13 protein-coding genes are annotated in these 12792 nt (G+C 55.2%); 9 read left to right on the top strand and 4 right to left on the bottom strand.

Going from position 1 to position 12792, the window contains the following annotated elements; all coding sequences use genetic code 11:
• The first annotated feature begins 8 nt into the window (after positions 1–8).
• The 3 genes from zwf (at position 9) to kdgA (ending at position 4246) form a co-directional block, all read left to right on the top strand.
• Positions 9–1484 carry a glucose-6-phosphate dehydrogenase gene (gene zwf / locus LH86_RS17745; protein ID WP_008453964.1) on the top strand — a complete coding sequence of 492 codons (1476 nt, stop codon included), beginning with the start codon at positions 9–11 and terminating at the stop codon, positions 1482–1484.
• Positions 1485–1740: 256 nt separating this feature from the next.
• A complete protein-coding gene (gene edd / locus LH86_RS17740; protein WP_039304104.1) occupies positions 1741–3552 on the top strand; it encodes a phosphogluconate dehydratase in 1812 nt (603 codons plus the stop codon).
• Positions 3553–3604: 52 nt separating this feature from the next.
• Complete coding sequence (gene kdgA / locus LH86_RS17735) at positions 3605–4246, top strand: bifunctional 4-hydroxy-2-oxoglutarate aldolase/2-dehydro-3-deoxy-phosphogluconate aldolase (protein ID WP_039304103.1); 642 nt, start codon at positions 3605–3607, stop codon at positions 4244–4246.
• Between the two features lie 64 nt (positions 4247–4310).
• On the opposite strand, the gene purT is transcribed toward kdgA, so the two are convergent.
• A complete protein-coding gene (gene purT / locus LH86_RS17730) occupies positions 4311–5489 on the bottom strand; it encodes a formate-dependent phosphoribosylglycinamide formyltransferase (RefSeq protein ID WP_039304101.1) in 1179 nt (392 codons plus the stop codon).
• 136 nt (positions 5490–5625) lie between these two features.
• Between purT and LH86_RS17725 the strand changes: the two genes are divergently transcribed.
• The 3 genes from LH86_RS17725 (at position 5626) to ptrB (ending at position 8955) form a co-directional block, all read left to right on the top strand.
• A complete protein-coding gene (locus LH86_RS17725) occupies positions 5626–5976 on the top strand; it encodes a YebG family protein (protein ID WP_039304098.1) in 351 nt (116 codons plus the stop codon).
• A 123-nt stretch (positions 5977–6099) separates the two neighbouring features.
• On the top strand, positions 6100–6774 hold the full coding sequence (locus tag LH86_RS17720) for a tellurite resistance TerB family protein (RefSeq protein WP_039304095.1): 675 nt from the start codon (positions 6100–6102) through the stop codon (positions 6772–6774).
• A gap of 123 nt (positions 6775–6897) precedes the next feature.
• On the top strand, positions 6898–8955 hold the full coding sequence (gene ptrB, locus LH86_RS17715) for an oligopeptidase B (protein WP_039306359.1): 2058 nt from the start codon (positions 6898–6900) through the stop codon (positions 8953–8955).
• On the opposite strand, the gene exoX is transcribed toward ptrB, so the two are convergent.
• From exoX to LH86_RS17700, 3 genes are all read right to left on the bottom strand, one after another.
• Complete coding sequence (gene exoX / locus LH86_RS17710) at positions 8952–9623, bottom strand: exodeoxyribonuclease X (protein WP_039304092.1); 672 nt, start codon at positions 9621–9623, stop codon at positions 8952–8954. The two genes, ptrB and exoX, sit on opposite strands and share 4 nt — an antisense overlap.
• A gap of 29 nt (positions 9624–9652) precedes the next feature.
• A complete protein-coding gene (locus LH86_RS17705) occupies positions 9653–10381 on the bottom strand; it encodes a carbon-nitrogen hydrolase family protein (RefSeq protein WP_039304090.1) in 729 nt (242 codons plus the stop codon).
• 129 nt (positions 10382–10510) lie between these two features.
• Positions 10511–10741: a DNA polymerase III subunit theta gene (locus LH86_RS17700; RefSeq protein WP_008453979.1), complete on the bottom strand. Its 231-nt coding sequence runs from the start codon at positions 10739–10741 to the stop codon at positions 10511–10513.
• 141 nt (positions 10742–10882) lie between these two features.
• On the opposite strand from LH86_RS17700, the gene yobA reads away from it, so the two are divergent.
• The 3 genes from yobA to LH86_RS17685 are packed head-to-tail and all read left to right on the top strand — an operon-like array spanning position 10883 to position 12511.
• Positions 10883–11257, top strand: a complete 375-nt coding sequence (gene yobA / locus LH86_RS17695; RefSeq protein ID WP_039304087.1) for a CopC domain-containing protein YobA — start codon at positions 10883–10885, stop codon at positions 11255–11257.
• A gap of 5 nt (positions 11258–11262) precedes the next feature.
• Entirely contained in the window at positions 11263–12138 is an 876-nt protein-coding gene (gene copD, locus LH86_RS17690) for a copper homeostasis membrane protein CopD (protein WP_039304084.1), read from the top strand.
• A 28-nt stretch (positions 12139–12166) separates the two neighbouring features.
• Positions 12167–12511 (top strand): YebY family protein, encoded by a 345-nt coding sequence (locus tag LH86_RS17685; RefSeq protein ID WP_039304081.1) that lies wholly within the window; start codon positions 12167–12169, stop codon positions 12509–12511.
• Positions 12512–12792 lie beyond the last annotated feature (281 nt).

Below are 12792 nucleotides of genomic sequence, written 5' to 3'. Positions count from 1 at the left end.
AGACAAACATGGCGGTAACGCAAACAGCCCAGGCGTGCGACCTGGTCATTTTCGGTGCAAAAGGCGACCTGGCGCGCCGGAAACTGTTGCCATCCCTGTATCAGCTGGAAAAAGCAGGTCAAATCCATCCGGAGACCCGTATTCTGGGTGTTGGCCGCGCAGAGTGGGATAAAGAGGCATACACCAAAGTTGTCCGCGAAGCCCTCGAAACCTTCATGAAAGAGAAGATTGACGAGAGCCTGTGGGACAAACTGAGCGGTCGTCTGGATTTCTGTAACCTGGACGTCAACGATACCTCTGCTTTTACCAAGTTGGGCAAAATGCTCGACCAGCAGAATCGCGTCACCATCAACTACTTTGCTATGCCGCCAAGCACCTTTGGCGCTATCTGCAAAGGGTTAGGTAAAGCGAAGCTTAACGCCAAGCCTGCTCGCGTCGTCATGGAAAAACCGCTGGGAACTTCCCTCGAAACCTCCCAGCAGATCAACGATCAGGTGGGTGAGTTCTTTGAAGAGTGCCAGGTTTACCGTATCGACCACTACCTGGGTAAAGAAACCGTTCTTAACCTGCTGGCGCTGCGTTTTGCCAACTCCCTGTTTGCTAACAACTGGGACAACCGCACTATCGATCACGTAGAAATCACCGTGGCCGAAGAAGTGGGCATTGAAGGCCGCTGGGGTTACTTCGATCAGGCCGGGCAGATGCGCGACATGATTCAAAACCACCTGCTGCAGATCCTGTGCATGATTGCCATGTCTCCGCCGTCTGACTTGACCGCGGACCACATTCGCGATGAGAAAGTGAAGGTTCTGCAGTCGCTGCGCCGCATTGACCGCACTAACGTGCGTGACAAAACCGTGCGCGGCCAGTACACCGCAGGCTTTGCGCAGGGCAAGAAAGTGCCTGGTTACCTGGAAGAAGAGGGGGCGAACAAATCCAGCGCCACCGAAACCTTCGTGGCTATCCGCGTAGATATCGACAACTGGCGTTGGGCCGGCGTGCCGTTCTACCTGCGTACCGGTAAACGTCTGCCAACCAAATGTTCTGAAGTCGTGGTTTACTTCAAAAACCCTGCGCTGAATCTGTTTAAAGATTCCTGGCAGGAATTGCCGCAGAACAAACTGACTATTCGTCTGCAGCCGGATGAAGGCGTGGATATTCAGATCCTGAACAAAGTTCCGGGCCTGGAGCACAAGCATAACCTGCAGACCACCAAGCTGGATCTGAGCTACTCCGAGACCTTCAATGAGTCTCACCTGGCGGATGCCTATGAACGCCTGCTGCTGGAAACCATGCGGGGCATTCAGGCGCTGTTTGTACGTCGTGATGAAGTAGAAGAGGCGTGGAAATGGGTTGACTCCATTACCGAAGCCTGGGCTGCAGATAACGATGCGCCGAAACCTTACCAGGCTGGAACCTGGGGGCCGGTGGCTTCCGTAGCAATGATTACCCGTGACGGGCACTCCTGGAACGAATTTGAATAACAGGCTGTGAACATGACCGGTAAAAAATTGCTAACAAATGGCCTTCATTTTACCGGTAACATGATCTAACACAGAAGTGGCATAGTTTTTTATGAATAATAGCCCCGCGTGGATTCACCCGCGGGGCTTTTTTATTTACACTAGCTGAAGCGTTTTTGCTCCCGACATCAAGTCTGATGGGCTACAAAGTTACTTTTATCAGCCCCGAACATGACGATATCAATGCGGGAGAACAGCCACTTTCTGAGGAACTTCTATGCATCCAAATTTGTTACGGGTAACATCGCGTATTATCGAACGCTCCCGCCCAACTCGCGAAGCCTACCTGGCACGCATTGAGAAAGCCCGGAGCAACACGGTTCACCGCTCGGAACTTGCCTGCGGTAACCTCGCGCATGGTTTCGCTGCCTGCCAGCCGGACGATAAGGCGGCGCTGAAAAGCATGTTGCGTAACAATATTGCGATCATCACGTCCTACAACGACATGCTCTCCGCCCATCAGCCGTATGAACATTATCCAGAGCAAATCCGCAAGGCGCTGCATTCTGTGGGCGCAGTGGGGCAGGTTGCAGGCGGTGTTCCGGCGATGTGTGACGGGGTGACTCAGGGCCAGGACGGCATGGAACTTTCGCTGTTGAGCCGCGAAGTGATTGCCATGTCTACCGCCGTTGGCCTTTCACATAACATGTTTGACGGCGCGCTCTATCTTGGCGTGTGCGACAAAATCGTGCCGGGGCTGACGATGGCCGCGCTGTCGTTCGGTCATTTACCTGCGCTCTTTGTGCCATCAGGCCCAATGGCTAGCGGCTTACCTAACAAAGAAAAAGTCCGCATTCGCCAGCTTTATGCGGAAGGTAAAGTTGACCGTCTTGCGCTGCTGGAAGCGGAAGCTGCCTCTTATCACGCGCCGGGGACCTGTACCTTCTACGGCACGGCGAACACCAACCAGATGGTGGTTGAGTTTATGGGCATGCAGCTGCCTGGTTCTTCGTTTGTTCAGCCTGATGCTGAGTTGCGTCACGCGCTGACGGACGCAGCGGCGCGCCAGGTCACTCGCCTGACCGGCAACGGCAACGAATGGATGCCTCTCGGGAAAATGATCGACGAGAAAGTGGTGGTGAACGGCATTGTTGCACTGCTGGCTACCGGCGGCTCGACTAACCACACAATGCACCTTGTTGCGATGGCTCGCGCTGCCGGGATCATTATTAACTGGGACGACTTCTCCGAGATCTCTGAAATTGTGCCGCTGCTGGCGCGCCTCTACCCGAATGGCCCCGCCGACATTAACCACTTCCAGGCGGCGGGCGGTGTGCCGGTGCTGATGCGTGAGCTGCTGAAAGGTGGCCTGCTGCACGAAGACGTTAACACCGTGGCCGGTTTTGGCCTGCATCACTACACCATGGAGCCGTGGCTCGATAATGGTCAGCTTGCCTGGCGTGAAGGCGCGAGCCAGCCGTTGGATAGCGACGTTATTGCCACGATGGAAAAACCGTTCTCCCGCCACGGTGGAACCAAAGTGCTGAGCGGGAATCTGGGCCGGGCGGTGATGAAAACCTCTGCGGTGCCGGTAGATAACCAGGTGATTGAAGCGCCGGCGGTTATTTTTGAAAGCCAGCATGACGTATTACCCGCCTTTGAAGCCGGCCAACTGGACCGCGATTGCGTTGTTGTCGTCCGCCATCAGGGGCCAAAAGCGAACGGCATGCCAGAATTGCATAAACTTATGCCGCCGCTTGGAGTATTATTGGACCGCTGTTTCAAAATTGCTCTGGTGACAGATGGAAGACTGTCCGGTGCCTCAGGGAAGGTGCCTTCCGCAATCCATGTTACCCCGGAAGCGTATGACGGCGGGCTGCTGGCGAAGGTGCAGGATGGCGACATTATTCGCGTCAATGGCCAAACGGGCGAGCTAACGTTGCTGGTCGATGAAGCCGTACTTGCGGCGCGCACTGCTTATCACCCGGATCTCAGCGCTGAGCGCGTAGGGACCGGTCGGGAGTTATTCGGCGCATTGCGCGAACAGCTTTCTGGCGCTGAACAAGGCGCAACCTGCATTAAATTTTAAACCCGCGGCAGCACTGCCCGGAACAGATTAAAAGTGGCTAAGAGGCGCTCAGATGAAAAATTGGAAAACTACAGCAGAACAGATCCTGAAAACCGGTCCGGTTGTGCCGGTTATTGTTGTTAACAAGCTGGAGCATGCGGTGCCGATGGCGAAAGCGCTGGTGGCCGGTGGCGTCCGCGTGCTGGAAGTCACGCTGCGTACAGCTTGTGCTATCGATGCCATTCGTGCGATTGCGAAAGAAGTGCCTGAAGCTATCATCGGCGCGGGTACCGTGCTGAACCCACAGCAGCTTGCGGAAGTGACTGAAGCGGGCGCGCAGTTCGCCATCAGCCCGGGCCTGACCGAGCCGCTGCTGAAAGCCGCGACCGAAGGCACTATTCCGTTGATCCCAGGCATCAGCACCGTTTCAGAACTGATGCTGGGGATGGACTACGGCCTGAAAGAGTTCAAATTCTTCCCGGCTGAAGCCAACGGCGGCACTAAAGCGCTGCAGGCCATTGCAGGGCCATTCTCTCAGGTGCGTTTCTGCCCAACCGGGGGGATCTCCCCGGCTAACTACCGCGATTACCTGGCGCTGAAAAGCGTGCTGTGCATCGGTGGTTCCTGGCTGGTTCCGGCCGATGCGCTGGAAGCGGGCGACTACGACCGTATCACTAAGCTTGCCCGCGAAGCGGTGGAAGGCGCTAAGCAGTAAGCCATAAAAAAGCCCGCAGTACGCGGGCCCAATGATTCAATCGCTCTCACTTGAGGGCGATTTTTTATCCTTCAACTTTCACCTGAGCGGCTGACGTCACGGCCCTTGTTACTGCCTCATCGACGCTGTTACCGGTTGCCAGCGCCACGCCCATACGGCGTTTACCCGCAATCTCCGGCTTACCAAACAGGCGAACCTGTAAACCACCGCCCAGCGCCGCGCCTACATTGCTGAACTTAACGTTGTCGCTATGCAGCTCTGGCAGGATCACCGCCGATGCGGCAGGGCCATACTGACGAATTTCGCCGACAGGCAGGCCGAGGAAGGCGCGAACGTGCAGTGCAAACTCAGACAGATCCTGAGAAATCAACGTCACCATGCCGGTGTCGTGCGGGCGAGGGGAGACTTCACTGAAAATCACCTCATCGCCGCAGACAAACAGCTCAACGCCGAACAGGCCGTGGCCGCCCAGAGCGGTAACCACTTTTTCAGCAATCTCTTTCGATTTTGCCAGCGCGATGTCGCTCATCTGCTGTGGCTGCCAGGATTCACGGTAGTCGCCATCCTCCTGACGGTGGCCGATAGGCGCGCAGAAATGCACGCCGTCAACGGCGCTGATGGTTAGCAGGGTGATTTCAAAATCAAAATTGACTACGCCTTCGACGATGACGCGGCCTTTCCCGGCCCGCCCGCCCAACTGGGCGTATTCCCAGGCTTTTGCCAACTGGTCGGCCGTGCGGATGAAGCTCTGGCCTTTGCCGGAGGAACTCATCACCGGTTTAACAATGCACGGCAAACCAATTTCCTGCACGGCCTGGTGGAAAGCGGCTTCACTGTCGGCGAAGCGGTAGCTGGAAGTGGGCAGTTCGAGTTCTTCTGCGGCCAGGCGGCGGATCCCTTCGCGGTTCATGGTGAGTTTGGTGGCGCGGGCGCACGGCACCACTCGCTGACCCTGGGCTTCAAGCTCCAGCAGGGCATCGGTGGCAATGGCTTCAATTTCAGGAACGATAAAATCGGGCATTTCGGCGGCGACAAGCGCTTTTAGCGCCGTGGCATCCAGCATGTTGATGACGTGGCTGCGGTGTGCGACGTGCATTGCCGGCGCATTTGCGTAGCGATCGACGGCGATAACTTCTACCCCGAGGCGCTGGCATTCAATGGCCACTTCTTTACCCAATTCACCGGAACCCAGCAGCATAACTCGCGTAGCTGCCGGGCGCAGAGCGGTTCCCAACGTTGACATGTGATTTAGCCTTAACAAAGAAAAAGACCGCTGCAGTATAAACGAAAACGTTTGCGTTGGCAGCGGCTTTCCGGCTTGTGTGATAAAATGAATGGCGATATACTGGATAAATAAACAGGTAAAACGGAGCTGCAAAATGGCGGTCGAGATTAAATATGTTGTAGTGAGAGAGGGACAAGAAAAAATGGCCTTTGCCAGTAAAAAGGATGCTGACGCTTACGACAAAATGCTGGATCTGGCTGAAGTCCTCGGCGACTGGCTGCAGCAAAGCCCGATTGCGCTGGATGAAGGGCAGAGCGACACCCTGGCGATGTGGATGGCGGAAAACAAGGATCTGCTGGCGGGCGTGCTGAAAAACGGCAAGCTGCCAGAGCCTGAAGTAAGCCAGTCTGAGCCAGACGCGGAGTCCTCAGCGCTTGAACAATCGCCAGCGGCAGAAGACAACGTCAGCGAGCACCCTGGACGCAAGCGCACCAAAGCCGCGTAATACGGTTCTGCGGTAAGCGCCGGGCAGCCGGCGCGATTCTTTTCCCATCTTTAGCGCTGTCCGACGTTTCTTGACGTCCTGTGGCCTACTCTCGACGAGTTAAGTCAACAGAGGATCTCCGTCATGAATAACTGGTTACAGCAGCTTCAGTCGCTCCTGGGGCAATCTAATTCCCCTCAATCTTCACAGCCTGCAGCCGGTCATGGTCCTGAAGGGATCGGTAAACTTCTGGTGCCGGGGGCGCTGGGTGGATTAGCCGGGTTACTGCTGGCGAGCAAATCTTCCCGCAAACTGTTAACAAAATACGGCACCAGTGCGCTTCTGGTCGGCGGCGGTGCCGTGGCGGGGAGCGTGTTATGGAACAAATACAAGGAGCGGGTTCGTCAGAACCAGCCCGCTTCCGCAGGCGGGAGCGAGCCGCACTCGTCGGTTGATGTTCGTACCGAAAGATTAATCACTGCGCTGGTTTTTGCGGCGAAAAGCGACGGCCATATTGATGCAAAAGAGCGTCAGTTTATTGAGCAACAGCTGCGTGAAGTCGGCATCGACGGCGAAGGCAAAGCGCTTGTCGAACGAGCTATCGACAGGCCTTTAGATCCTCACCAGCTCGCGCAAGGCGTGAGAAACGAGGAAGAAGCGCTCGAGCTTTATTACCTAAGCTGCACGGCTATCGATATCGATCACTTTATGGAACGTAGCTATTTAAACGCCCTGGGTGATGCACTAAACATCCCGCCGGATGTCCGCTCCGGCATTGAGCAAGACATTCAGCAGCAAAAACAGCCGCTCCCGGTTTAATCCTCCTGCCATTACTTTGTGCCGGGTCTGTCCCGGCATTTTCTTTTATCTTTCATGTTCCGCTTGCAAGCCCGGCTGAATTTGCCACCCTTACGGGGTGTTAAACGGAAAATGATGAAAGTGATGCCGCCAAAAGCCAAAAAAGTTCCTCACGCTATGACGTTGCATGGCGATACCCGCACGGATAACTATTACTGGCTGCGGGATGATGACCGCACCGATCCCGAAGTGCTGAAATACCTGGAGCAGGAAAACGATTACGGTAAAACGATCATGGAGAGCCAGCGCGCGCTGCAGGATCAGCTGCTCAAAGAGATGATCGCTCGCGTTCCACCTCGCGATGTTTCCGCCCCTTATGTGAAGAACGGCTATCGCTACCGTCAGGTTTATGACAAAGGGAATGAGTACGCGATTTATCAGCGGCAATCCGCGGTCAGAGAAGAGTGGGGCGAGTGGGACGTTTTGCTGGATGCCAACCAGCGTGCAGCCCATAGCGAGTTCTACACCATGGGCGGGTTTGCCATTACGCCGGACAATGCCGTGATGGCCCTGGCGGAGGACTATCTCTCCCGCCGTCAGTTCGGTATTCGCCTGCGTAATTTGAAAACCGGGAACTGGTATCCGGAGTTGCTGAATAACGTCTCGACCAGTTTTGTTTGGGCAAATGATTCCGTCACGCTTTACTACGTGCGCAAGCATCCGAAAACCTTACTGCCTTATCAGGTCTGGCGGCACACGCTGGGCCACCCGGTGGCCGATGACCAACTGGTGTATGAAGAAAAAGATGACGCTTTTTACGTCAGCGTGCATAAAACAACCTCCCAGCATTTTGTTGTCATTCATCTTGCCAGCGCGACGACGAGTGAGGCTTTGTTACTGGATGCCGAACTGGCGGACGCCGAGCCGCAAGTCTTTGCCCCGCGCCGGAAAGATCATGAGTACACGGTCGATCACTACCAGCATGGGTTCTACATTCGTTCCAACAAAGACGGTAAAAACTTCGGACTCTACCGCAGCGCCGTGCGGGACGAAAAACAATGGGAAACGCTGATTGCCGCACGGGAACAGGTCATGCTTGAAGACTTTACGCTGTTCCGCGACTGGCTGGTGGTTGCCGAGCGCCAGCAGGGATTGACCAGCCTGCGCCAGATTAATCGCCATACGCGTGAGTCTACGGGCATCGCTTTTGACGATCCGGCCTATGTCACCTGGCTTGGCTATAATCCTGAGCCGGAGACCTCCCACCTGCGCTACGGTTACTCTTCAATGACGACGCCGGATACGCTTTTCGAGCTGGATATGGACAGCGGTGAACGGCGGGTTATCAAGCAAACCCAGGTTGCCGGTTTTGATGCTAACAATTACCGCAGCGAGCATCTGTGGGTGACGGCGCGGGATGGCGTTCAGGTGCCGGTCTCACTGGTTTATCACCGGAAACACTTTCGCCGGGGTAAAAATCCGCTGCTGGTCTATGGCTATGGATCTTACGGCAGCAGTATGGATGCTGACTTTAGCAGCAGCCGTTTAAGTCTGCTGGACAGAGGGTTTGTCTTCGCCATTGCCCATGTACGCGGCGGTGGTGAGCTGGGCCAGCAATGGTATGAAGACGGTAAATACCTGAAAAAGATGAATACCTTTAACGACTATCTGGACGTATGCGACGAGCTGCTCAGGCAGGGATATGGCGATCCTAAACTGCTTTATGGGATGGGTGGCAGCGCGGGCGGGATGCTGATGGGAACGGCTATCAATCTGCGCCCTGAATTATTCCATGGCGTGGTGGCTCAGGTGCCGTTTGTTGACGTTGTAACCACGATGCTGGATGAGTCAATTCCGCTCACCACCGGAGAGTTTGAAGAGTGGGGCAACCCCCAGGACGAAGAGTATTACCGCTATATGAAGCAATACAGCCCCTACGATCAGGTTCGCGAGCAGGCTTATCCCCATTTGTTAGTGACCACCGGGCTGCATGATTCGCAGGTACAATATTGGGAGCCGGCTAAGTGGGTTGCCAAATTACGCGACTATAAGCGGGATGAGACCTTGCTGCTGCTTTGTACCGACATGGATTCCGGGCATGGCGGCAAGTCGGGGCGCTTCAAATCTTACGAAGGCGTAGCGCTGGAGTTTGCTTTCCTGATTGCCCTGACGCAGGGGACGCTGCCAGGGCGCGTGCATTAATCGGCCGCGCTGGCGGCCAGGTAATGTTTTATTGTCATGCGGAGATCCGGCGTTAGCTCCTTGATGTTGTTGAGCATCCAGCGAAGATAACCCGGATCGTCTTCGGCTATTTCGGCAATGCGTTTGCCCCGGTATTTGCCAAACATCATGGTGGTCACCAGCGCCGGACGCCCGGTAATTGTGACCATATCTTCTGCGGTCCAGCCGGACACATCCATAATTCTCAGCAGCAGGGCGGCGGTGATATAGCAGTCAAACAAGGCGCGGTGATGATGCAGCCCGGCAGGCGTATCCACATGCAGTTTTAGCGATTTATACAAGCCCATGTTGCTGTATTTGATGCCCGGCCACAGGCGCCGCGCCAGCTTCACCGTGCAAATCCAGTCGCCCTGCATTTCCGGCAGCATGCGGCTGTCGAAACTGGCATTGTGCGCCACGTAATAGGGGCTTCCGATATAGCGGGGGATGACGTCTTCAATCCAGGGTTTATCGGCCACCATCTCTTCGGTAATTTTATGGATAGCCATCGCCTGGTGGCTTATTGGCCGGTCAGGACGGACAAGATCGCTCATCGGGTTTACAATCTTGCCGTCGATGATGTCGACCGACGCCACTTCCACTACGCCTCCCTGTAATCCACAGGTTTCCGTATCAATAATGCGCAGCATCGCAGTCTCCGTTAACAGGCTTCAGGCGACTAGCGTAAAGGAATGACCTCGCCGTGCCAACCTCTCTCATCCCGGCGGCCAATCGCCAGCAATTCGCCCTGGTCGGCTCTGACGACGAGCTGGCCTAAATTATCCCAACATGCGCTGCGGCCTGCAGAGCGAAGTTCTGCCCCGGACCAGGCGTAATTGGCCTGCAGAATGGTGAGCCCATATTTATGCGCCCAGCGCTGCATATACATTTCGTCTTGCTGGTAGCTCAGTTCTGTCATCGCGGCGCCGGTAGCGTAAAGATCTGCCCCGATGTTAGCCGCACTTTGCGGCCAGGCTTCATCATCGCTCTGGGCGCAAACGGCCAGCGCGATATTGCGAAAGCGTTGCCCCAAAAGTGGGGGGACGGGAGGCTGCGCGTTGATATCTGCCGCCTCAGAGGGACGTTTACAACAGGCGATACGCGACCCGTCCGGCAGAAAACCTACCATACCGGCTGCGCTATGCGCCTCGTCACTGAGCGACATGCCGACGATCACGGTCATATGGTAGCTGCGAGCAGCCTCGCTGAGCGGGTCGAACAGTGGATCGGTAAACGCCGGAGGGTTATTGTCGAGGCGTAATCCGGATAAAGAGAGATGAGGGAAAACCAGTAGGTCGATGCCTTCTTCGGCGGCACAGCGAATGAAATCGAGGTGGTGGTCGATGTTGGCCTGATAATTTCCGGCAACGGCACCGTATTGCGCAGCGGCAACATTCCAGCGTGGCATAGGTTCTTCCTTAATCTTTCATCCAACGATTGCGTCCTGCAATCGTGAGGGATGAGCCAAAGCTTGTGGTCAACTGAACAAGGAAGAGGGTAGCACTAGTTTTGCATCAAAGAGAAAATTCTTAAGTTTTTATTTTTGCTTTGGTTCATACGGCAAACGGGAAAGATTAACCGAGGCCAGACGATAGGCAATCAGCTTTTCACGGAACCAGGTCCGCAGGTGTTCAGGTTGTTCACGTTCCACCATTTCGGCCACAACGGGCATGTTATAGCGCTCTTTAAACGCCACACCGGCAGCGGCAAGGTCGACGTTAACTTTATCCATTTCTTCCTGGGGTAAATCGGCGAGATTGTAGCTCATCATATCCTCCTGCAATGTCAGCGCAGAAGTTACTGTTTTGCGCCCCGGATGACAAGCAACAATAGCTTTTCCCGTCTCGACTTGGTATTGACGCGGGGGTATCCTTGCCGCCTCAACACATAACAAAAAGGAATAGTTAATATGGCGTTCATCTCCTCCCGCATCGCAACCGTGGCGGCATTTGTCGCTGCTATGGCCGTTTCTCCAGCCGTGTTTGCTCACGCGCACCTTAAGCAGCAGTCTCCTGCGGCAGATTCTGCCGTGACCGCATCGCCGCAGTCGCTGACCCTGAGCTTCTCTGAGGGCGTGGAGCCCGGCTTCAGCGGCGTGACCGTGACCGGCCCGCAGAAATCTGCCGTGAAGACCGGGAAAGTGAAGGTTGCTGAGACCGACAACAAACAGCTGATTGTGCCGGTTGAAGAAGCCCTGAAACCGGGTGATTACTCCGTAGACTGGCATGTTGTGTCGGTCGATGGGCACAAAACCAAAGGTAACTACCACTTCTCCGTGAAATAATCGCCATGCTGTCGGCGTTCTACATCGCGCTGCGTTTTATCCATTTCACTGCCTTGATGGTGCTGCTTGGCAGCGCCATCTGTTGTTCGCTCCTTGCCCCGCAGCAGTTTAAGCCCGTGCTTGTGCGTCGCCTCAGAGCACAGTGGCGGCCTGCCGTCTGGCTGTCGCTCATTAGCGCCGGCCTGCTATTCATGGCCCAGGCCGGGCAAATGGGTGACGGCTGGCGCGATACACTCTCGCCGGATATCTGGCAGGCGGTGTTAACGACTCGCTTTGGCTCGGTATGGATATGGCAGATATTGCTCGGCGTGGCTACGCTGGCCGCTGTGCTGATCGCTCCACGGGCAATGCCGGGTTTATTACTGCTGTTAGCCGCGGCTCAGCTCATTATGCTGGCAGGCGTCGGGCATGCAGCCATGCACGACGGCGCGCTGGGTGTCTTTCAGCGGATGAACCATGCGATTCATCTTCTGAGCGCGGGCTGGTGGGTAGGCGGACTTCTGCCTTTGCTGGTTTGTATGCATATGGCGCATAAGCCGCGCTGGCGTACTCCGGCGATTACGGCAATGATGCGTTTTTCGCGCTACGGGCATCTTGCAGTGGCTGCGGTACTGGTGACCGGCGTGGTGAATAGCTTGCTTATCCTGGGCTGGGCGCTGCCGCTGGAAAGTGGCTATGTTCGATTGCTGGCGCTGAAGGTTGCGCTGGTGCTCGTGATGGTTATGCTGGCGCTGATCAACCGCTATATACTGGTGCCGCGTTTCGACGCTGTTCAGGCCGATGCTCAGCGAAGATTTATTCAGCTTACGTGGCTGGAAGTGATTTTATCGGTAGGAGTACTGCTGCTTGTCAGCATCTATGCTACCTGGGAGCCGTTCTGACGGCGCAAACTGGTTATATGAGAGATTCATGAAAAAGAGCATTTTGACTTTACTGCTGCTGGCCTGCGCGGGTTCTGCGCTGGCTGCCCCGCAAATTATCACCGTGAGCCGGTTTGAGGTGGGTAAAGACAAATGGGCGTTCAACCGTGAAGAGGTGATGTTGAGCTGCAGAGCGGGGAATGCGTTGTTTGCCATCAATCCAAGTACGCTGATGCAGTACCCACTGAACGCCATTGCCGAGCAGCAGATTAAGAGCGGTAAAACGAGCGGGCAGCCCATCAGCGTTATTCAGGTGGACGATCCGCAGCATCCTGGCCAGAAGATGAGTCTCGAACCCTTCATTGAGCGTGCGCAAAAGCTTTGCGGTGAATAAAAAGCACGCATTTTTTGCCATAAAAAAACAGCAATAACCTCAACGGGATATTGCTGTTTTTGCATAAATAGTCACCTTTATTGCGCTTTTTTTCTGACCACTTTTGTTGCGGACTGGAAAACCTGCGCCGGTAATCTATTCTTAAGGGGCAAGGCGATTTAGCCTGCATTAATGCCAACTTTTAGCGCACGGCTCTCTCCCAAGAGCCATTTCCCTGGACCGAATACAGGAATCGTGTTCGGTCTTTTTTTTTATTCGGAAACTAGCCAGCCTGCTTGCGT

Origin of the sequence: Cedecea neteri (genome assembly GCF_000758325.1) — a bacterium.
Classification (GTDB): Bacteria; Pseudomonadota; Gammaproteobacteria; order Enterobacterales; family Enterobacteriaceae; genus Cedecea; species Cedecea neteri_B.
This window is presented reverse-complemented; position numbering and strand designations above follow the sequence as displayed.

Bases quoted from the DNA above. Each gene is read 5' to 3' on its own strand.
- zwf (WP_008453964.1), top strand. From the start codon at position 9: ATGGCGGTAACGCAAACAGCCCAGGCGTGCGACCTGGTCATTTTCGGT.
- edd (WP_039304104.1), top strand. From the start codon at position 1,741: ATGCATCCAAATTTGTTACGGGTAACATCGCGTATTATCGAACGCTCC.
- kdgA (WP_039304103.1), top strand. From the start codon at position 3,605: ATGAAAAATTGGAAAACTACAGCAGAACAGATCCTGAAAACCGGTCCG.
- purT (WP_039304101.1), bottom strand. From the start codon at position 5,489: ATGTCAACGTTGGGAACCGCTCTGCGCCCGGCAGCTACGCGAGTTATG.
- LH86_RS17725 (WP_039304098.1), top strand. From the start codon at position 5,626: ATGGCGGTCGAGATTAAATATGTTGTAGTGAGAGAGGGACAAGAAAAA.
- LH86_RS17720 (WP_039304095.1), top strand. From the start codon at position 6,100: ATGAATAACTGGTTACAGCAGCTTCAGTCGCTCCTGGGGCAATCTAAT.
- ptrB (WP_039306359.1), top strand. From the start codon at position 6,898: ATGCCGCCAAAAGCCAAAAAAGTTCCTCACGCTATGACGTTGCATGGC.
- exoX (WP_039304092.1), bottom strand. From the start codon at position 9,623: ATGCTGCGCATTATTGATACGGAAACCTGTGGATTACAGGGAGGCGTA.
- LH86_RS17705 (WP_039304090.1), bottom strand. From the start codon at position 10,381: ATGCCACGCTGGAATGTTGCCGCTGCGCAATACGGTGCCGTTGCCGGA.
- LH86_RS17700 (WP_008453979.1), bottom strand. From the start codon at position 10,741: ATGAGCTACAATCTCGCCGATTTACCCCAGGAAGAAATGGATAAAGTT.
- yobA (WP_039304087.1), top strand. From the start codon at position 10,883: ATGGCGTTCATCTCCTCCCGCATCGCAACCGTGGCGGCATTTGTCGCT.
- copD (WP_039304084.1), top strand. From the start codon at position 11,263: ATGCTGTCGGCGTTCTACATCGCGCTGCGTTTTATCCATTTCACTGCC.
- LH86_RS17685 (WP_039304081.1), top strand. From the start codon at position 12,167: ATGAAAAAGAGCATTTTGACTTTACTGCTGCTGGCCTGCGCGGGTTCT.